The organism is Lutibacter sp. Hel_I_33_5, from assembly GCF_007827455.1.
Classification (GTDB): domain Bacteria; phylum Bacteroidota; class Bacteroidia; order Flavobacteriales; family Flavobacteriaceae; genus Polaribacter.
The window spans coordinates 2,322,050-2,342,875 of record NZ_VISM01000001.1 but is presented as its reverse complement, the minus strand read 5'-3'; the positions used below and the strand labels follow the sequence as shown (position 1 = coordinate 2,342,875).

Annotated in this window: 21 protein-coding genes and 2 pseudogenes; 9 read left to right on the top strand and 14 right to left on the bottom strand. The window is 30.0% G+C overall.

From position 1 onward, the window contains the following. Positions 1-26 precede the first annotated feature (26 nt). Positions 27-3,134: pseudogene (locus OD91_RS10335) on the top strand (WD40/YVTN/BNR-like repeat-containing protein). Positions 3,135-3,242: 108 nt separating this feature from the next. Here the strand turns inward: OD91_RS10335 and OD91_RS10330 are convergent. From OD91_RS10330 to OD91_RS10305, 6 genes are read right to left on the bottom strand one after another with little or no spacing between them, the layout of a single operon-like run. Next, the gene (locus OD91_RS10330) at positions 3,243-3,491 is read right to left on the bottom strand and encodes a hypothetical protein (protein ID WP_144896310.1); all 249 of its coding nucleotides are present in this window, start codon (positions 3,489-3,491) and stop codon (positions 3,243-3,245) included. After that, positions 3,492-3,818, bottom strand: a complete 327-nt coding sequence (locus tag OD91_RS10325) for a nucleotide pyrophosphohydrolase (RefSeq protein WP_144896309.1) — start codon at positions 3,816-3,818, stop codon at positions 3,492-3,494. A gap of 24 nt (positions 3,819-3,842) precedes the next feature. Then, positions 3,843-4,208, bottom strand: coding sequence for a Na(+)-translocating NADH-quinone reductase subunit F (locus OD91_RS10320; RefSeq protein WP_144896308.1), 366 nt, complete (start codon positions 4,206-4,208; stop codon positions 3,843-3,845). Next, complete coding sequence (locus OD91_RS10315; RefSeq protein WP_144896307.1) at positions 4,208-5,563, bottom strand: DEAD/DEAH box helicase; 1,356 nt, start codon at positions 5,561-5,563, stop codon at positions 4,208-4,210. The genes OD91_RS10320 and OD91_RS10315 overlap by 1 nt, the downstream gene beginning before the upstream one ends. Positions 5,564-5,603: 40 nt before the next feature. Then, entirely contained in the window at positions 5,604-6,347 is a 744-nt protein-coding gene (locus OD91_RS10310) for an alpha/beta hydrolase (RefSeq protein ID WP_186434435.1), read from the bottom strand. Between the two features lie 44 nt (positions 6,348-6,391). Then, positions 6,392-7,261: an alpha/beta hydrolase gene (locus OD91_RS10305; protein ID WP_144896305.1), complete on the bottom strand. Its 870-nt coding sequence runs from the start codon at positions 7,259-7,261 to the stop codon at positions 6,392-6,394. Positions 7,262-7,423: 162 nt separating this feature from the next. Between OD91_RS10305 and OD91_RS10300 the strand changes: the two genes are divergently transcribed. From OD91_RS10300 to OD91_RS10285, 4 genes are all read left to right on the top strand, one after another. Beyond that, complete coding sequence (locus OD91_RS10300) at positions 7,424-8,146, top strand: DUF6090 family protein (protein ID WP_144896304.1); 723 nt, start codon at positions 7,424-7,426, stop codon at positions 8,144-8,146. After that, positions 8,139-8,867 (top strand): DUF6090 family protein, encoded by a 729-nt coding sequence (locus OD91_RS10295; RefSeq protein ID WP_144896303.1) that lies wholly within the window; start codon positions 8,139-8,141, stop codon positions 8,865-8,867. The genes OD91_RS10300 and OD91_RS10295 overlap by 8 nt, the downstream gene beginning before the upstream one ends. Beyond that, positions 8,860-9,606, top strand: a complete 747-nt coding sequence (locus OD91_RS10290; protein ID WP_144896302.1) for a DUF6090 family protein — start codon at positions 8,860-8,862, stop codon at positions 9,604-9,606. The genes OD91_RS10295 and OD91_RS10290 overlap by 8 nt, the downstream gene beginning before the upstream one ends. A 186-nt stretch (positions 9,607-9,792) precedes the next feature. Then, positions 9,793-10,254 (top strand): Na(+)-translocating NADH-quinone reductase subunit F, encoded by a 462-nt coding sequence (locus tag OD91_RS10285; protein WP_144896301.1) that lies wholly within the window; start codon positions 9,793-9,795, stop codon positions 10,252-10,254. Positions 10,255-10,633: 379 nt separating this feature from the next. Here OD91_RS10285 and nqrF read toward each other — a convergent pair whose 3' ends face one another. From nqrF to OD91_RS10250, 7 genes are all read right to left on the bottom strand, one after another. After that, the gene (nqrF, locus tag OD91_RS10280) at positions 10,634-11,941 is read right to left on the bottom strand and encodes an NADH:ubiquinone reductase (Na(+)-transporting) subunit F (RefSeq protein ID WP_144896300.1); all 1,308 of its coding nucleotides are present in this window, start codon (positions 11,939-11,941) and stop codon (positions 10,634-10,636) included. A gap of 4 nt (positions 11,942-11,945) precedes the next feature. Further along, positions 11,946-12,689 (bottom strand): NADH:ubiquinone reductase (Na(+)-transporting) subunit E, encoded by a 744-nt coding sequence (gene nqrE / locus OD91_RS10275; RefSeq protein WP_144896299.1) that lies wholly within the window; start codon positions 12,687-12,689, stop codon positions 11,946-11,948. A gap of 67 nt (positions 12,690-12,756) precedes the next feature. Beyond that, positions 12,757-13,401 (bottom strand): NADH:ubiquinone reductase (Na(+)-transporting) subunit D, encoded by a 645-nt coding sequence (locus tag OD91_RS10270; RefSeq protein WP_144896298.1) that lies wholly within the window; start codon positions 13,399-13,401, stop codon positions 12,757-12,759. A 38-nt stretch (positions 13,402-13,439) separates the two neighbouring features. Next, positions 13,440-13,793: a four helix bundle protein gene (locus OD91_RS10265; protein WP_144896297.1), complete on the bottom strand. Its 354-nt coding sequence runs from the start codon at positions 13,791-13,793 to the stop codon at positions 13,440-13,442. Between the two features lie 42 nt (positions 13,794-13,835). Continuing rightward, entirely contained in the window at positions 13,836-14,576 is a 741-nt protein-coding gene (locus tag OD91_RS10260; protein WP_144896296.1) for a Na(+)-translocating NADH-quinone reductase subunit C, read from the bottom strand. Positions 14,577-14,578: 2 nt separating this feature from the next. Beyond that, positions 14,579-15,799 (bottom strand): NADH:ubiquinone reductase (Na(+)-transporting) subunit B, encoded by a 1,221-nt coding sequence (locus OD91_RS10255; protein WP_144896295.1) that lies wholly within the window; start codon positions 15,797-15,799, stop codon positions 14,579-14,581. 12 nt (positions 15,800-15,811) lie between these two features. Further along, on the bottom strand, positions 15,812-17,161 hold the full coding sequence (locus OD91_RS10250; protein WP_144896294.1) for a Na(+)-translocating NADH-quinone reductase subunit A: 1,350 nt from the start codon (positions 17,159-17,161) through the stop codon (positions 15,812-15,814). 192 nt (positions 17,162-17,353) lie between these two features. Between OD91_RS10250 and OD91_RS10245 the strand changes: the two genes are divergently transcribed. From OD91_RS10245 to OD91_RS10235, 4 genes and pseudogenes are all read left to right on the top strand, one after another. After that, entirely contained in the window at positions 17,354-18,568 is a 1,215-nt protein-coding gene (locus OD91_RS10245; RefSeq protein ID WP_144896293.1) for a DUF5103 domain-containing protein, read from the top strand. A gap of 41 nt (positions 18,569-18,609) precedes the next feature. Beyond that, the gene (gene apaG, locus OD91_RS10240) at positions 18,610-18,996 is read left to right on the top strand and encodes a Co2+/Mg2+ efflux protein ApaG (protein ID WP_144896292.1); all 387 of its coding nucleotides are present in this window, start codon (positions 18,610-18,612) and stop codon (positions 18,994-18,996) included. After that, positions 18,984-19,289 (top strand): annotated as a pseudogene (locus tag OD91_RS13735) (DUF3667 domain-containing protein); the annotation flags it as partial. The gene apaG and the pseudogene OD91_RS13735, both read left to right, overlap by 13 nt. A gap of 15 nt (positions 19,290-19,304) precedes the next feature. Further along, positions 19,305-20,126: a hypothetical protein gene (locus OD91_RS10235; protein WP_255513237.1), complete on the top strand. Its 822-nt coding sequence runs from the start codon at positions 19,305-19,307 to the stop codon at positions 20,124-20,126. Here OD91_RS10235 and OD91_RS10230 read toward each other — a convergent pair. After that, positions 20,104-20,811 carry an NRDE family protein gene (locus OD91_RS10230; protein ID WP_144896291.1) on the bottom strand — a complete coding sequence of 236 codons (708 nt, stop codon included), beginning with the start codon at positions 20,809-20,811 and terminating at the stop codon, positions 20,104-20,106. The two genes, OD91_RS10235 and OD91_RS10230, sit on opposite strands and share 23 nt — an antisense overlap. Between the last annotated feature and the right edge of the window lie 15 nt (positions 20,812-20,826).

The window sequence follows — 20,826 nt, the reverse complement described above, 5'->3', positions numbered from 1 at the left end:
AAGCCACTAATCACAATACTTTTCAAATGAAAAAAATATTACTACTAATTGCTTGCTCGTTTTTTTTAACAAGCAACAAAGTTAACGCACAAAAAAAATCTACCAAAGTTTCTGAGGAATATTTTAGTGCTGTAAAATGGAGAAATATTGGTCCATTTAGAGGCGGTAGATCTGCTGCTGTAACAGGTGTTTCTGGCAAAGCAAATTTATTTTATATGGGCTCCACAGGTGGTGGAATATGGAAAACTATTGACGCTGGGAATACTTGGCAGAATATTTCTGACGGTTTTTTTGGTGGTTCTGTTGGTTCTGTTGCTGTTTCTGAATCTGATAATAATGTGATGTATGTTGGAATGGGAGAAAAAACCGTACGTGGAAATGTTTCTTCTGGTGATGGAATTTGGAAGTCTGAAAATGCTGGGAAAACATGGAGACATATCGGTTTAAAAAACTCAAGACATATTCCTAGAATGAGAATTCATCCTAAAAATGCAGATATTGTTTTTGCAGCTGTGTTAGGCGATTTATACAAACCAACGCAAGAAAGAGGCGTTTATAAATCTGTTAATGGAGGTGAGACTTGGAAACGAGTTTTGTATTCTGATGAAAATTCTGGTGCCATCGATTTAATAATCGACCCAAATAATCCTAGAATTCTATACGCAACAACTTGGGATGTAAGAAGAACACCTTATAGTTTGTCTTCTGGAGGAAAAGGTTCTTCAATGTATAAAAGTACCGATGGTGGTGAAACATGGAATGATATATCAAAAAACAAAGGCTTGCCAAAAGGGTTGTGGGGAATAAGTGGAGTGACAGTTTCGCCTGTAAATTCTGACATTGTTTGGGCTTTAATTGAAAATGAAAAAGGCGGTATTTATAAATCTTTTGATGCAGGAAAAACATGGAAACTAATAAATTCTGAACGTAAACTTCGTCAGAGAGCTTGGTATTACACACGTTTGTATGCAGATACACAGGATGAAGATATTTTATATGTTTTAAATGTACGTTATCATAAATCTACCGATGGCGGAAAAACTTACAAAACGTTTAATGCGCCACATGGAGATCATCACGATTTATGGATTGCTCCAGAAGACAATCAAAGAATGATTATTGGAGATGACGGTGGTGCACAAGTTTCTTTTGATGCAGGAGAAAATTGGACAACCTATATGAATCAACCCACATCACAATTTTATAGAGTAACTACTGATAATCATTTTCCGTATCGAATTTATGCAGCACAACAAGACAATTCTACTGTAAGAATATCTCACAGAACTTCTGGAAGATATATTACCGAATCTGATTGGGAATCTACCGCAGGTGGAGAAAGTGCCCATATTGCTGTTGATCCTTTAAATAATGATATTGTTTATGGTGGTAGTTATGGTGGATTATTGACAAGAAAAAATCATAAAACCAATGAAACTCGTGCTATAAATGTTTGGCCAGACGATCCGATGGGACACGGAGCTGAGGATTTTAAATATCGTTTTCAATGGAATTTTCCAATCTTCTTTTCTCCGAATAATAAAAAGAAATTATATGCAGCTTCAAATCATTTACATATTACAGAAAATGAAGGTCAATCTTGGAAAGTAATTAGTCCAGATTTAACAAGAAATGATCCAGAAACATTAAAGTCTTCAGGAGGCCCAATTACACAAGATAATACAGGTGTTGAATATTACGGAACTATTTTCGCAGCAGTTGAATCTCCTTATGAATCAGGTTTAATTTATACTGGTTCAGACGATGGATTGGTTCACATATCAAAAAATAATGGTGAAACTTGGAATAATATCACACCTAAAAAAATGCCAGAATGGATGATGATAAATTGTATAGAAGTTGATCCTTTTACAAAAGGTGGCGCGTATTTAGTGGGTACAAAATATAAGTCTGGAGATTATAAACCTTACATCTATAAAACTGAAAATTACGGTAAAACTTGGAAACAGATTACAAACGGAATTGGCAACGAAGCATTTACTAGAGCTTTAAGAGCAGATCCTAAAAGAAAAGGATTATTGTATGCTGGAACAGAAAAAGGTATGTATATTTCTTTTGATGATGGTAAAAACTGGCAAGCTTTTCAACAAAACTTACCTATTGTTCCGATAACTGATTTAGCCATAAAAAGTGATAATTTAATTGCCGCTACTCAAGGACGTTCTCTTTGGATTATTGATGATCTAACTCCACTGCATCAACTTACATCATCAACCACAAAAAAAGAAATGGTGTTATACAAACCAAAAGATGCGTATAATCTAAATGGTGGAAATGGTAGAACATCAAAAACTTTAGGTACAAATCATTCTGGAGGAGTTGCTATTAATTATTATCTTAAAAAAACTACAGAAAAAGATACAATTTCACTTTCCTTTTTTGATAAAAAAAATAATTTAATTAAAAAATTTAGCACAGAACACGATAAAGAAAAAAAGGAAGAAAAATTAAAAGTAGAAGACGGAAATAATATTTTTAATTGGAACATGATGTATCCTGGAGCCGAAAAAGTGAAAGGTATGATTTTATGGTGGGCTTCTTTAAATGGTCCAAAAGCATTGCCAGGAAATTATAAAGTTGAATTATCTTTTAATGGTGAAAAAACATCTCAACGCTTTAATATTCTTAGAAATCCTGTTTCTGAAGTTTCAGAAAGTGATATGAAAACTCAGTTTGATTTTATTAATGATATCAATACAAAAATGACCGAAATTCATAAAGCACTTAAAAATGTAAAGAAAGTTAGAACCCAAGTTTCTGCATTAAAAAAATCGATTAAAGACAAAGAAAAACACAAGACTTTATTAGACTTCGCAAGTGCTTTGGTAAAAGATATGACAAAAATTGAAGAAACTTTATATCAAACAAAAAGTAAGAGTAATCAAGATCCTTTAAATTTTCCAATACGTTTAAACAACAAATTAGGGCATTTAAATTCGTTAACATGAATTGGAAATTACGCGCCTACACAACAAGCAATCGATTTTAAAAACGAAATCACAAAACAAATTGATGATGAATTACTAAAATTGAATTCGCTATTTAAAAACGATGTAAAAGAATTAAATCAGAAAGTGAAAGACAGTACTATTGATTTAATTCAATTGGATTAAATCTTTAGTATATTTTTTTGTCACATTGAGCGCAGTCGAAATATCTTAGTTTTTACATTTAGATTTCTCGACTTCGCTCGAAATGACATAACTATTTATTAAAGTTCTTTACTTCATATTTTTATTAGTAGTGTATAATCCATACAAAACACTGGAAACGATTTTAATTCCAAAAAAAGGTTTCCATTTACCATTTTCAAAATTCATTTTTGAAATGGTTTCAAAATCACCTGAAAAAATCTCACTCCAGTTTTTCCAGAACAACATCAATACACTCAGAATTATAAAAAAAGGAAGTGTAACTTTTGTAAAATTAGTCCAAAATTGTGGATTCTTTACTTTCTCTAAAAAACTCATTTATTTTAATTTTTCATTGTTATGATGACGGTCATGGTCACGCTTAGTTTTTATATCAAGTTTATTTTCAAAAGCATCTTGTAAGTCAACTCCTGTCTGATTTGCTAAACATAAAACTACAAATAGTACATCTGCTAATTCTTCACCTAAATCTTTATTCTTATCTGATTCCTTCTCACTTTGCTCGCCATATCTCCGAGCAATAATACGGGCAACTTCACCAACTTCTTCTGTTAATTGTGCCATATTGGTTAGCTCATTAAAATAACGAACTCCATGAGTTTTAATCCAATCATCTACTTGTTGTTGCGCGTTTTCTATGTTCATTTATTTTTATTAAAATATTTAATTTTATTCCAACACCTTCAAAAAATCTTCAAAAGCAATATAATAAGGTTGGTCTTTAAAAACGGGAGACTCTACACTCTCTGCATTGGCAATTCCAACGCCAGCAAACCAAACTTTAGCGTTTTGTTTCTTGGCATGTTCTTTAAAAGTTTCCATCCATAAGACATCGTATTCTTCTGGGTTCTGAATATTATTAGTTGCTTTGACTAAAACAAAAATAGTAGGTTCGCCTTTTTTAAATAATACAAACTGAGGATGTCTTTTTAACTGACTATTGATTGCTTGAAACTCATAACCCATTTTTTGTAGTTTCTTCCCAACAATATTCATGGCTAAATTATGCAACTCTTGAGCTGTTAAAACCTGCATTATTTCTTCTTATTACGTTTGTTGTAATTTTTATCGCCTCTAGTTTTTGGCTTTTTATATTTCTTAGCAATTTCTCTTCGGTAAGAACCTCCTTGGTTGGTTTTACTGTTTTTCTCACTCTTTTCATGAAATGCTGCGCCAGGAACATATTCTAAACCTGTTCTATTTCTAGATTGCTCTCTATCTTCTTTTGGTCGTTCATCTTCTGTAAGCTGCGTAGAAATCTCGACCTCTTCAGGAAGTTCTAATAACGGAATTTTATAATCCATTAACACCTCTAATTCACTTTTAAAAGCTAATTCTTTTTTTGTTGAAAATAAGATCGACTTCCCTTCTTTTTCTGCTCTACCAGTTCTACCAATTCTGTGCATGTAATTTTCTGGAAAATCTGGCGTATCAAAATTAACAACATGCGAAACATTATCAAAATCTAAACCACGAGCCATCACATCTGTAGCAACTAAAACTCTGTTTTTTCCTTCATCAAACTGACGAATAGAACGGATTCTATAATTCTGTGTTTTATTAGAATGAATTACACAAGCTTCATCACCAAAAACCTCTTCTATCTGACTAAATAATAAATCTGCAGTACGCTTATAAGCAACAAAAATCAATACTTTACTATACGTTTCTTTATCCTTTAATAAATGATGTAATAGATTCACTTTTGTAAAAAAGTTAGGCACATCATAACTTTCTTGTACAATATTATCTAATGGTGTTCCACTTACAGCAATAGAGACTTTTTTAGGGTTTTTAAAGAAGTCTGTAATCATATCACTTACATCTGAAGTCATGGTTGCAGAAAACATAATATTTTGCCTTCTAGCTGGCAATAAATCAAAAATATTTAATAATTGAAAACGGAATCCTAAATCTAGCATAACATCTACCTCATCAATCACTAACTTCTGGATGGTTTTTAGCTTTAAAACATTACTCAATGCTAAATCGTATAATCTACCTGGTGTAGCTACAATAATATCTTGTCCTTGTGCAATGGCTTGTTTTTGAGTATTGATATTTGTTCCTCCATAAACACCTAATACACGTACATTAATATATTTTGCAAGCTTTTCAATTTCATCAACTACTTGTAAAACCAACTCACGTGTTGGTACTAAAATCAAGACTCTTGGATGTTGCGTTTTTAAAAATTTTAAATCTCTAAGAATTGGCAACATATAAGCAAATGTTTTACCAGTTCCAGTTTGTGCAATTCCAACAACATCTTTCCCAGACCTAACAATAGAAAAAGATTCTTGCTGTATCGGTGTAGGATTTACAAAACCCAAGTCATCAATAGCATATTGAAGCTGGTTAGATAAATCTAATTCTTGGAAAGTTGACATGCTTAAAAATATTTTTGCAAAGATACGTTTTCTTAGATGTTTATCTTTCTAAAATAGAAGTTAAGACATCTTTATAGATTTGGAAGTCGCCAATGTTTCCATGTACAGCACTTTCGATAATCACCAATTCATTTTCTTGGTGCGGCACCAATTTCATCAACCTCTTAGAATCTTCTGGTGAAGTTACTTTATCATTAGTTCCATGAAAAAATGTAATTGGACTTTTTATATTTCTAATTAATTTATCTGTAGGCAATTTATATTTAAACAAAAATTTCGGAACTACTTTAAATTGATAGTTTGCTGCTGCATGTAAATTGTAAAATGGAGCTTCTAAAATTATATGTTTTGGATTGTTTTTTGAACCCACAAAAGTTGCAAACGTAGTTCCTAAAGAACGACCGTAAAGAACAATCTTATCTTCAGAATATTGTTTTTTTACATGATGATAGCACAACATAGCATCATCATACATTTTTGCTTCATTAAAAGCTCCTGTACTTTTACCGTAGCTTCTATAATCCATTACAAAAACATCATATCCATAATTTGTATATGGTTGAACGATGTTTCCCCAACGTTCTAAACTCCCTTTGTTTCCATGAAAATATAAAATGATTCCTTTTGGATTTTCAACCTTAAAATGAAGCGCATTAATTGTATTATTATCCTCCGTTTTTAAATTGACTTCCTCAAAATCACCCACAAAACTATATTGAAAATCTTGTGGCAGTTTTTCATTTAAAAAAATAAGTTTCTCTTGAAATCCGTAAGATAATATCATTAACAATAAAATTATTAGTACTAAAAAACGAAACGCTTTTTTTATCATTTCTTTTTTTGCTTGGTTCTCACAAAATCTATACTGGTATGTTCCCTATCAATTTCTGATTTTCCTTCTGAGTTTAATATTTCTTCTAACGCAGTATGATAGCTTTCAAAATTATGCAAATTTTTATGTCCACCATCAATAATTGGATACAATCTAGATTGTTTGGGTTTCATCTTTGCCAAACGTAAACTAGATTTAAATTTAATCACTTTATCATCCGTTCCATGAATAATTTTGATTGGACATTTTACATATTTTATCCATTTATACGTTGGCATAGAATAGCGCATTACCAAGCCTAAAGGAATAAATGGTAGATATCGTTTTACATTCTTTCTCATACTAAAATATGGACACGCTAATATTAACATTTTTGGATTGTTCATGGAGGCAACTTTTGTAGCCAAACCAGTACCTAAAGAACGTCCGTACACAATAATATCTTCTTCTTTAACTACCTCTTTTATTTTATCATAAACTAACAATGCATCATCTTTCATGGCTTGTTGACTCTTTTTACCAGTACTTTTTCCAAAACCTCGATAATCGATCATTAAAACATTATAGTTATGCAATGTAAAATCTACTGCAAATTTTCCCCAACCTTTAATACTTTTAGAATTGCCTTTTAAATAATAAACCAATCCTTTTGGTTTTCCTTTAGATTTAAATAGAAGTCCGTTAATATTTACTCCTTTTTTAATTTCTAAATTATATTCTTTTACTTTCTGATTTTGATATTGAAACTGAAAATCTTGAGGTAATTTTTCTGGATGGAATAAAAATTGTTCCTGAAAAAAGTAAACAACAATACTAATAACTACTACTAAAGCAATAAAAATAATTAAATAAAAAGTCCAACTCATATATTTATTTAGTTTCCACTAAGCTACCAAAATTTAATTAATAATAAAATATGTAACTTTAACCTACCCATTTTTTGTAACATTTTAATATTTTAACTACTTATAGTATAACCAACCAAACTACATATGCTAACATTCCTCCGAAAAATAAGACGACGTCTGTTGACTGAAAACAAGTTTTCTAATTATTTTTTATATGCATTTGGCGAAATTGTTCTGGTAGTTATAGGTATTTTAATTGCATTACAAATAAATAATTGGAATGAAAAAAATACTGAAAAAAATATAAATAAAATATATTTAGAATCTTTAGTTTCTGAGCTAGTTAGTAACACTCAATTGTTACGTGCATCACTTTTTCAGACTCAAAAAGATATGAAAATTTCTAATTATTATTTAACATATTTCAATCAAAAAAATACTGAAAAAGTAAAAGATTCATCAATAACAAATATGATACAGGGTCTTGGTAATATTTTAACTTACAATCCAACACAATCTACCATAGACGATTTAATAAATTCTGGTTCTTTAAAGTCGTTAAAAAATGAGGAGTTAAAGAAAAGAATTTTAGAGATAAAATTTGTGTATGAAGGATATAAACAGTTGGCTGCAGAATATCGTAAAAACACAGACTCACATCTTTTTCCTTATTTAATTAAACATGCAAATACAACCAAGATAACAGACTCCTTAAGTTTTTTAAAAATTCCTAAGATTAGCACAAATTCGTCTAAAAAAGCTTTTGTAAATAATAATAAATTCAATAATATTCTTTTTACATTACAAGTAGTAAATACAAGAAATGAACACCAATTTAAAAGTTGGATTAAATATTTAAATGATCTAACAAGAGATATTGAAAAACATTTAAAAGATGATTAAATTCTTTAGAAAAATTCGTAAGAACCTTTTAATCAAAGGTAAAACTACTCAATACTTAAAATATGCTATTGGAGAAATTGTATTGGTTGTTATTGGAATTCTTATTGCCTTACAGATTAATAATTTGAATGAAAAAAGAAACCAACAAAATACACTACAAAATATTTATAAATCAATTAAATCTGATTTACAAGAAGATATTAAGAATATAGATAATGTAATTGAAGTAAGCATTCCTTTAGAAAAAGATTATTTAGCAATAATTAATCAAACATGGAAAAAAAGAGATTTAAAAAATTGTAGCACATGTTGGGCTGTAAATATGGGGTATGCAGATTTAAAAATAAGGCAAAATGGTATCAATTTACTTCTAGATTATAATAAAATTAACAACACTACTAAAGATTCTTTAACCTTAGTTATTTATTCTTTATATAATGATTTAGTAAATGATATTCATGTAGATTTAGAAGAATTAAAAAAAGACACACAACAATTTTTAATTCCTATAGCAGATTCACAACCGTGGTTTGCAAATTTAGGTAAAGGTTTAATGTCAGATGAATTTATAGAATATGCTTTAACAGATGTTAGATATAGAAATTATGCAACTATGATTCACTATATATTATATGGAAAATACATTCCAGATTTAGTAGAATTTAAATCAAAAGGAGAAGAAATAATTTCATTAATAGATAAAAAATTAGAAAATGATTAAATTCTTTAGACATATTCGAAAATCTTTACTAGAACAAAATAAAACATCTAAGTATTTTAAATACGCCATTGGAGAAATTGTACTGGTTGTTATTGGTATTTTAATTGCTTTACAGATTAATAATTGGAATGAATATCGCAAAAATCAATCAAATCTAGAATCTTATATACTTGCTTATAAATACGAATTAGAGTATAACATCAAGCATTTTGATTTTGAAATAGCGAAAGCAGAAAACTTTATCAAGCAAAACATAAAAACGTTACAAACAAATAATTTCGATTCAATTCAAGTTGATACGTTAGAAAATATGATTGAAACTTTCTATGTAAATTTTGACACAGAAAATTTTGTTCATGAAAGATTTAAGAATTCTCAAATAACAGATTTTGGTAAATATGACTCCATCGTCAATAAAATGCAAGTGTATTATGCTTGGAATTATGCAGAATTAAAAGATGTATTAATACAGCATAATTCTGCCGTAGATAAAGCAGATGATTATTGGAGGTTTCAACAAAATAGTTATGAATTCAATTATCAAAACAACAAAAATACGTCAAAACAAACATCAGAACTTAGAAAACAAAGAATCATAAAATTATTAAACAATCCACGAGCAAGAAATATTTTAAAACTAGATATTAGAAAGAAAAAAGAAACAATACAGTATTTTAAAGCTTTTCAACAGCGATCTAAAGAAAATCTCGAACAGATTAATAGAACTTTAAGAGAATAAAAAAATGATTATGCAAACATTTTAGCTTTAAGAATGAGAATGATCGATAATTATATTTTTACATTAAAACAAACAAAAGAAATTTTTATTACAATTTCTAATGATATTAAAGCTTACATAAAAAATGAGGATTAATACCCATTATTAAAAATTTAGTATATTTAGTTTTATCTATTTTTACAAGCGATGAAAATACCGACAAGACTAGAAAACGCATTAATTAAACTATACAACGCATTTCATAATCATGAATTGAATCCAGAATGTTGCACGGCTTGTGCTGTTGGTAATATCTTAGACAATGTAGATAGTTGGAAGCATTTATCTAATGAGCATGGTTCTCTGGAGCTAAATTATATAGGGACTGTTCATCAACGTTTAGGTAGAAAATTTAATGGCTACACACCCAAAGAATTATTATTAATAGAAGCTACTTTTTTAGAAGCTTGTGGCTTTAAAACTCCTTTAAATCATTACAATCCAAAACCGATAAATCCAACTGACAAAGAACTTTTATTTAATGGTTTGAGCAAAGTTGTAAGGCTTTTATGCAAACTAGACAATATTCCGAATGTATTCGAAATTTCTAAGATTTTTGAATATGAAGAGGAAAACCCTGTCTATAAATTTGATGTAATTTACAATTAATTTAAAAGTGATTTATTCATTAAAATAAATCTTCTAGACAGAAAGTTTAACGTTGTAAACTTCTTCCTGCAATTAAAACATTTAATAAAACTTAGTGTTGGAATTATTAAATCTAACAAAGAATTTTGTTTGTTTTTTCTGCGACAATTAGGACAAGCTTTCATAATATTATAGTTTATTTCTTAAATTGGGAAATAGACTTCATTAGTGATTTATAAGTTAAATTTACAATCAAATTATTATTATCTTCAATAAAAAATGACGAATTGCTTATAAAACTGGTTGAATGAAAGTAGGCTTAAGATAAACAGTTTTTTAGTTAACTAAAAAAGGCGAAACATAATTGTTTCGCCTTTTTAAATATTATTTTTTAATAATTTTATCCTCCAAAATCATCAAAACGTATATGTTCATCTGGAATACCATAATCTTCACCCATTTTCTGAACAGCTTTATTCATTAATGGTGGTCCACAGAAATATAGTTCAATATCTTCTGGAGATTCATGATGATTTAAGTAATTATCGATTACACAATTATGAATAAACCCAACAAAACCATCTCCTTCACCGTCAATACCTTCTTTTATTTTCCAATTATCTTCTTCCATTGGTTCAGATAATGCTAAGTAAAATTTAAAGTTAGGAAAGTCTCTTTGTAAAGCTTCAAAATGCTCTAAGTAAAATAATTCACGTTTAGAACGACCACCATACCAATAGGTAACTTTTCTACCAGTTTTTAAGGTTCTGAATAAATGATATAAATGAGATCTCATTGGCGCCATACCAGCTCCTCCACCTACATATAACATTTCTGCTTCAGACTCATTAATAAAGAATTCTCCATAAGGCCCAGAAATAATACATTTATCGCCTTTCTTTAAATTAAAGATATACGAAGAAGCCACACCTGGATTTACATCCATCCAGCCATTTTTAGCTCTATCCCAAGGTGGCGTAGCAATACGTACATTTAACATGATTTCTCTTCCTTCTGCTGGATAAGAAGCCATAGAATATGCTCTTTCTACTGTCTCATTATTTTTCATTACTAATGGCCATAAGCCAAACTTATCCCATTCTGCCTGAAATTTATCTGGTGTATCATGCTCTTCTGGATGTGCTGTAATATCCATTTCAGAAAACTTTACTTCACATTCTGGAATTTCAATCTGAATATATCCACCAGCTTTATAACCCATATCTTCAGGAATTTCTACTACAAATTCCTTAATAAATGAAGCTACATTATAATTTCTAACAACGGTTGCATCCCATTTCTTAATTCCAAAAATTTCTTCTGGAATAGAAATATCCATGTCTTGTTTTACTTTTACTTGACAAGATAAACGTGCACCGTGTGCTAATTCTTTACGTGTAAAATGTGGTGTTTCTGTAGGTAAAGCTTCACCTCCACCAGAATTTACATGACATTCACATTGTATACAAGTTCCACCTCCACCACAAGCAGACGGTAAGAATATTTTTTCTTCTCCTAAGGTTGATAATAAAGTTCCACCTGAAGCTACCTCTACTGTTCTTTCTCCGTTAATGGTAATTTTAACGGGACCTGAAGGTGATAGTTTTTGTTTTACAAATAATAACAAAGCCACTAAAATCAAAGTAAGCGCTAAAAAAGCGACTACTGTAGCAATAATGGTTCCTGTTGTGCTTGCTGCTAATATCATTCTACTATTCGTTTACTTTTATGTTTTCTGCTACAATTTCTTTAGCCTCTTCTTTTTCCTTTTCTAGCGTTTCTTTTTTCGTCTCTACAGTTTGTACAATTGCTGGAACTTCCTCTTGTTCTGCATCTTCTCCACCAGTTAACATTCCACCAAAACTCATAAATCCAATCGCCATTAAACCAGTTACAATAAAGGTAATTCCTAATCCTCTTAATGGAGCTGGAATGCTTGAATATCTAATTTTTTCACGAATTGCCGCAATAGCTAAAATGGCTAAAAACCATCCAATTCCAGATCCAACACCATACGTTAATGCTAAACCTAAGCTTGGAATTTCACGTGATTGCATAAATAAACTTCCTCCTAAAATGGCACAGTTTACTGCAATTAATGGTAAGAAAATACCTAATGAATTATATAATGAAGGTGAAAATTTCTCAACAATAATTTCTACCAATTGTACCATGGTTGCAATGGTAGCAATAAATAAGATAAATGATAAAAAGCTTAAATCGTATTCTGCATATTCTGGTCCTAGCCAAACTAATGCGCCTTCTTTTAAGATATATTGATCTAACAACCAGTTTAAAGGTACTGTTACCGCTAATACAAATATTACCGCAGCTCCTAAACCTACAGCTGTTGCTACTTTTTTAGATACGGCAAGGTAAGAACACATTCCTAAGAACGTAGCAAATACCATGTTATCTATAAAAATTGATTTAAAAAATAATTCTAAATGTTCCATATATTTTAGTTTTTAGTAGTTAGTTTTTAGTGATAATTCCTAATCACTTGAAACTAATTACTAATTTTTAATCTTCTATTAATGCTGGATTTTTACTTCGTTGAATCCAAATAATAATTCCTACTACTATTAACGCCATCGGTGCTAATAACATAAATCCATTATTCTCATATCCAAAAGCATATAATCCTGTTTTTTCTATTGGATCTCCTAAAACTTTAAATCCGAATAATGTTCCAGATCCTAATAATTCTCTAAAGAATCCTACAACAATTAAGATAACTCCATATCCTACTGCATTTCCTATTCCGTCTAAGAATGATCTCCAAGGTCCGTTAGCCAAAGCAAAAGCTTCAAAACGACCCATAATAATACAGTTGGTAATAATCAATCCTATAAAAGCTCCCAAGGTTTTACTTAAATCATAAGCAAATGCTTTTAGTACTTGATCTACAATAATTACCAAGGTAGCTACAACAACTAACTGTACGATAATTCTAATTTTTGATGGAATGATGTTTCTCATTAAAGAGATTACTACATTTCCTAACCCCATTACAAATAGTACAGAAACTGCCATTACAATAGAGGCCTTTAATTCTGCTGTAATTGCTAATGCAGAACAAATACCCAATACTTGTATAGTAATTGGATTGTTATCTGCAAATGGATCTGTTATTAATTGTGCGTCTTTTTTTGATAAAAGTCCCATAATTTTTTTAGTTCTAAATTTTTAAGTATTTAAAGTGCCTAAAGTTTATTAGCAATTGATGTAAAAATAGCTAATAGTTCTTTGGCTTTTTTTCTTATAATTATTAATTCATTTTTCGGTTTATAAGCTAATGCTTCTATCATTTCTAACCAATAATCGGTTTCACTTGCTTCTGCTAAACTTATTTTAATCTTATTTTTAAAATCTTTTTTACTTCTTGAACGATTTGCTTCTCTATAATTTGCCCCTACACTTGTTCCTGATTTTGATATTTGATTTCTAATAACAAGTGCTTCTGGCTTACTAGGTAAACTTGCTGACAAATTTATTATTTGAATCCCAAAATCTAGTGTTCTTTTTTCTAAATTTTTAGCAAATTCTTTATTCGTCATATTTTTAAGAACTTAAGTACACTTTAGACACTTATTACTTTTTTACTTTAATGTTTTAAAATAAGGTACATAGTTTCTTAACTCTGACTTTATCATTGCTGATACACCGTCACCAGTAATAGTTGCTCCTGCGATAGCATCTACCTCATTATCTGTTTTATCTAGATTTGTTGGATCGTTATTTGATTTTGAAATAGTGATTCCTTTAAATACTCCATCTTTCTTCAAGTTTTCACCAATAAAATCATCCATAAAAAAACGTAGTTTAATATTTGCTCCTAAACCTGCCGTTTCTCCTTTATGATCAAAATATGCTCCTTGAACAACCATATCTTTATTCATGGCTACATATCCCCAAATAGCATCCCAAAGTCCTTTTCCTCTAATTGGAGCGATGTAAAAAGTTTGACCTTCTTTTTCTCCAATAAATAATGGAAATCTTCTTTGTTTTCCTTCTTTAGCTAACGTCTGTTCTTTTTTAACATCAATTAAATAGGCTTTATTATCATCAGAAACTTTACCTCCTTGAATAACAATTTGCTTTTTAATATATTTAGAAAACTCTTCTGCAACTTTCTGTTTTGACACAAAAATAGCGCTGCTTTCATCGTTATCATTTACGCCCATTGCGTATAAAATATTTTGTTGCTTTTCTATACGTTTGTTCTCATCGATTGTTGGCTTTAAAGACGATGCAAAAAATGCTAACAACGTACCTACTACTAATACCATTCCTATGGCAAAAAGTATTGTATATGAATTACTATCTGTTTTTTTAGACATAATTAAACAGTTTTAGCTTTTAAACGTTTCTTTCTTCTTTTTACATTTCCTTGAACCACATAATGATCAATTGTTGGTGCAAAAACATTCATTAATAAAATAGCTAACATAACTCCTTCTGGGTATGCTGGATTAAATACACGAATCATAATTGATATAAAACCAATTAAGAAACCATAAATCCATTTTCCTTTATTTGTTTGTGAAGCTGTTACTGGGTCAGTTGCCATATAGACAGCACCAAAAGCAAAACCACCAATTAATAAGTGATGCCAGAATGATGTACTCATTAACGAATAAAATTTACTTCCTTCACCAATCCAACCTTGATCTACGACACCGTTGAAAATTAGTCCCATTGCTAATGCTCCTAAAGAGGCACTTAACATAATACGCCAACTTCCAATTTTTGTGAAGATTAAAAATAAGGCTCCTATTAAAATTAGTAAGGTTGATGTTTCTCCAACAGAACCTGGAATAAATCCAAAGAACATATCCCAAGCAGAATATACTCCTTCTCTTATCACCTCTCTTCCTTGCGCTAAACTTCCTAAGAGAGTTTCTCCAGAGATTGCATCTACTGCTCCTGTTTTTTCAACAGCTCCCGTTACCCAAACTTTATCTCCCGACATCCATGTTGGATATGCAAAGAATAAAAATGCTCTAATGGTTAAGGCAGGATTTAGAATATTCATTCCCGTTCCTCCAAAAACTTCTTTACCAATTACGACACCAAAAATAACTGCTACTGCTAACATCCATAAAGGAATATCAATAGGAACAATTAAAGGAACTAGCATTCCAGTTACTAAATAACCTTCTTCAATTTCGTGTCCTTTAATGATACAGAAAATAAATTCTACTGCTAATCCAACCACATAAGAAACCAATACTAGTGGTAAAATCTTTAAAGCGCCAATAAATAAGTTGTCTAAGTTCCAGAAATCTCCACTAAAGAAAGACATGCCTGAAACAAAATTACCATTAACAGCAACATTGTGTTGAAAACCAGCATTAAACATCCCGAATAATAAACATGGCACCATTGCCATAATTACAATATTCATGGTGCGTTTTAAATCGTCTGCTGCCTTAATGTGAGTTCCTCCGTGAGTTGTCTCATTTGGCAGATATAAGAAAGTATGAAAACCATTAAATAGCGGTGCCATTTTGGTTCCTTTATACTTTTCTTTTAAGTTATGTAAATTCTTTTTTAATCCCATAATAATGAATAATTATCCGATTTCTTCTTTCATTAAATCCAACCCTTCTCTAATTATTTTCTGATGTGGTTGTTTAGAGACACAAATAAATTCTGTTAACGCAAAATCTTCTGGCGCAACTTCATAAGCTCCTAAACCTTCCATTTCATCAAGGTCTTTGTACTTACAAGCCTTTAATAATTGCATTGGAAAAATATCTAACGGAAAAACTTCTTCATAAGAACCTGTAACAACAAATGCTCTGTGTTCTCCGTTGGTATTTGTATTTAAATCGTATTTTTTCTTTGGTGTTAACCATGAAAAAGTCAAAGCCCTAGATGTAGAAACTTTATCAAAAACAGGTTTATTCCATCCGAATAACTCATAATCGTCACCTTCTGGAATAGCAGTAATTTGATTGTCGTAATATCCTAAGAAACCATCATCTTCAACTTGTAATCCGCTTAATACGTTTCCACTAATAACACGTGAATTATCTGTATCTAAATTATTTTTCACTAAATCTCCAATACTAGCTCCTACAATTGCAGAAACATATTGAGGATTCTTAAATTTAGACCCTGTTAAAGCAATTATTCTTGAAGCATTAAACTTACCTATTAACAACACTTCTCCGATAATTACTAAATCTTGCGGAGTAACAACCCAAACAACTTCTCCTTTATTGATAGGATCAATTTGAGCAATTTGCGTACTTACATTTCCTACAGGATGCGGTCCAGAAACCTTATGAAGTTCTACTCCATTTAATTTACTTAATGGCGAATTAGCATTACCCCCAACAGAAACATGAACTTTGCCTTCAGTTAATTTTGTTAATCCAGTAATCGCAGCTTGTAATTCAGCATCTTTACCTTCTAAAACATAATCATAATCTGCAGCTAAAGGAGCACTTGCGTACCCAGAAACATAAATTGCTTTTGGTGCTTGATTTGGATTTGCTATAACATCATATGGGCGTTGTTTTACAAATGGCCAACAACCTGAAATAAACAAAAATTTCTTAACTTCTTCGCCCGACATTTTATCAACATCTTGAGATCCAAAATCTTTATACTCTTGTTTACCATCAGCAGTTATTTTGATGGTTAAAACTTTTCTTCTTGCTCCTCGAATTACCTCAGAAACTTTACCGCTTACGGGGCTAGGAAATAAAATACGTTCATCACTTTTATCATGAAAAAGTGCTTCTCCTGCTTTTACTTCTGTACCTTCTTTTGCGATAAGTTTAGGAATAACTCCGTGAAAATCTTCTGGCTTTATTGCATAAACATTACCAATTGGAAGCTCGGTAGTGCTTTGTTCTGCATCGCCAATTAGCTTAATGTCTAAGCCTTTTTTAATACGGATGTCTTTTGACATAGTAAGTATGACTTTATTTATCTTTTAAAAACATGCAAATTTAAAAATTTTGCACCTCATTAGAATGCTAATCGAACTTTATCTTTAATGTAAATCATTATTTATATCTATTCTAAATAATATATTTTTGAGACATATTTTTTGGCTTAATCTTTGTTAAGTTAGTTACAGTATTGATACCTTTGTTTAATCATGAAAAAACTTTTTAGTGTTTGTTTTTTAGTAGTTTCCGTTTTGGTTCAAAGTCAAAATATTAAAACTATTCAGCTAAGACCTTTGCAAGAAAATAACTTTTCTTCTATCGTTCCTTTGGGTACAACGTTAGAATTATCTTTTGATGATTTAGAGGCAGATAGTAAAAATTATCAGTATAAAATTGAGCATATGACTTACGACTGGAAACCAAGCTCTTTACTATCTAATCAATATTTAAATGGGTTTCAGCAAAATGAAATTTTAAACGTAAACAATTCTTTTAATACACTTCAGAATTACACACATTATTCAGTTAGAATTCCGAATCAAAATACGATAATTACAAAAAGCGGTAACTATCTTTTATCTGTTTTAGATGAATATGATGATATTGTTTTTACACGTAGATTTACACTTTATGAAAACAAAGCAACAGTTGGTGTTGTTGTAAATAGAAGTAGAAATGCCAAAACATTAAATCAACAACAAACAGTTTCATTTCGAATCAATTACCCAGAATTACAAATTAATAATCCGCAACAAGAAATAAAAGTAGCTGTATTGCAAAATGAAATTTGGCAAACAGTAAAAACTGATATTCAACCACAATTTTTTAAACAGAACCAACTAATTTACAACTACACCGATAAATTAAATTTTTGGGGAGGAAATGAATATTTATTTTTTGACACCAAAGTGGTTAGAAATCCGAGTTTAAATATTCGATTTGTAGAAAAAGGAGATATATTCAATAATTATTTATATCCATTTGAAAATAAAGAAGTAAAAAAATACACGTACAATCCTGATATAAACGGACAATTTATTGTTAGAACTATTGAAGCCTCAAACAATGAAACAGAAGCAGATTATGCTAACATGCATTTTTCTTTAGAAGTTTTAGAACCTTTTAATAACAAAGAAGTTTACGTTTACGGAGCATTCAATAATTTTAAGCTCATAGAAGAAAACCGAATGGTTTACGATGAAAAAAATTACACTTACAACACTAATTTCTCACTAAAACAAGGGTTTTACAACTATACATTTGTCACTAAAAATGAAGATGGCAACATTGAAAACAGCGATATACGAGGAGATTTTTCATCAACAGAAAATCAATATACCGTTTTAGTATACTACAGAGCATTTGGTGGTCTTTTTGATAGAGTTATTGGGGTTGGCAATAACTTCTTTGAAGGAGAGCGATAAATTGTTTTTGTTTTTACCGCTAAAAGTTATACATTTAGTTCATGGTTCAACAAATTACAAAAGGAATAAAAATTTCCGTTAAAACTAAATTTGAAGGTTCGGTTGAAAGAAACCAAATCCTATATCATGCATTTAGTTATTTTGTTACCATTTTAAATACTTCTGAAAACACCGTTCAACTTACAGATCGATTTTGGAAAATTTTAGACTCATTAAATCATATAGAAATTGTAGAAGGTGAAGGTGTTATTGGACAACAACCAATTTTAAAACCGTTAGATTCTTACACCTATAAATCGGGTAGTTATTTAAAATCTACCATGGGTGCCATGTCAGGTTTTTACACCATGACAAACTTAGACACTCAAGAAAATTTTAAAGTAGCCATACCAACCTTTCAACTAATAGCTAACGTATCATCAAACTAATCAAGCACAAAAAAAAGCTCCCAAAAATTGTAGCTTCAGAATGTTTAAATTGCGGTCACCCATTTACTGGAAGTGAACAATTTTGTCCTGGTTGTGGCCAAAAAAATAAAGAAAAACGAATCACATTTGGAAACTTTCTTCTAGAAGTTTTTAACGGTTTTATTTCTTTTGACGCTAAATTTTGGACAACAATAATCCCTTTATTAATTAGTCCAGGGAAAGTTTCTAGAGATTATATAGAAGGAAAAAGACAACGCTACACAAATCCTTTTCGATTTTATTTAACAGTTTCTATTATCTTCTTTTTATTGGTTGGATTATCATTAACTATAAGCAAATATGAATCATTAACAAAAGAAAGTAAAGCAGATATTGTTGATGTAATAAAAAAAGAATCTACAAAGTTTAAAGAAGAATTAACTGATGAAAAAATTGATTCTATAAAAAATGAATTGGATGATGAAATGAAAAAATCATTTATTCCTATTCCAGAAAAAGCGAGGAAACAAATTTTAGATGAAGTAGATAAAAATGCCAGAGATACCACTAAAGTAAATAAAGACAAAATAAATATTAATTTTGGGGGTAGTTCTAGATTAGACGATTTTGTAAAATATCAAAAGAAACATCCAGATTCTAATATAGATACTGCTTTAGATACTTTAGGATATGATAAAAATTTTACGAATAGATTTTTATATACAAGAGCAAAAACAGTTAACTCATTTTCTGAAAGTAAAGAAAGTAGAGAGCAATATTTTAGTGAAATGTTGTCTTATGGCTCTGTCTCCCTTTTTATATTATTACCTTTTTTTACACTCTTTTTAAAATTCTATTATATCAGAAGAAAGTATACCTATGTTGACCATTTAATTTTTGTATTTCATTTACAAACAGTTTTCTTTATGCTGTTTTCAATTTTCTATGTTTTAAAAATATTTGGTGTAAATCCAGAATTATGGATTTTTATACTACTCTTTTTATTGTATTTATATTTAGCTTTAAAAAAGTTTTATCAGCAGGGATATTTTAAAACTTTCATAAAATTTCTTTTATTAAATTTTAGTTATTGTATTGTAGGAATTTTCGGAGTTGCACTTGTATTCCTTATATCATTTGCACTTTTTTAATCTTATCTTCCAACAAATCTAAATAAGTTATAGCTACAGTATTATTTGATTTTTTGATTGATGTTACACTAACTGTTTCAACAAAGGAACGCTTCATTTTTAAAGAAACCTCTTTATGTCCTAAGTCTTCATTTTGATGAAAATCTAGTGTTTTTTCTTGATTAAATTCTTTATCTTTAACTAACCAATCAGCAAACCAATCTTTTCTTAAGCCTTTCATTTCATCTGTATACAAAGTTGATGAAGACCAAATACTAGGTTCTTGTTTCAGTTTTTTGAAATATTTTTGAGTTCCATCCCAAACTAATTCATAAGTTTCTAAAGTAGTATTCCAATCAATTAAAATTAACGTAAAAGGTTCAATATCACTAAAATTGAAATCATTAATAAAATCGACACCGTTTTTAGCAGTTAATAATTGTTTAACAATTAAACCTCGACTCATTTTATAGAACGGTTTTCTTTGATGTTTTTCAAAACCACCGTTTAACAAGCAAACCAATCTTTTTTTATCACTTAAACCAATCCAAGTTCCGCCAGCTAATTCATCTTTTGGATAGATTAACTTCACACCATTCTCTTCATAAGTTTTTGGCGGAAACGTTTTTCTTAACGGAGTTTCATCTCTATTAGACGTTAAAATAAAATCGTTATTTCCTAACGGAATATAGGTTAAAGTACACATTTACAATTCTAATAA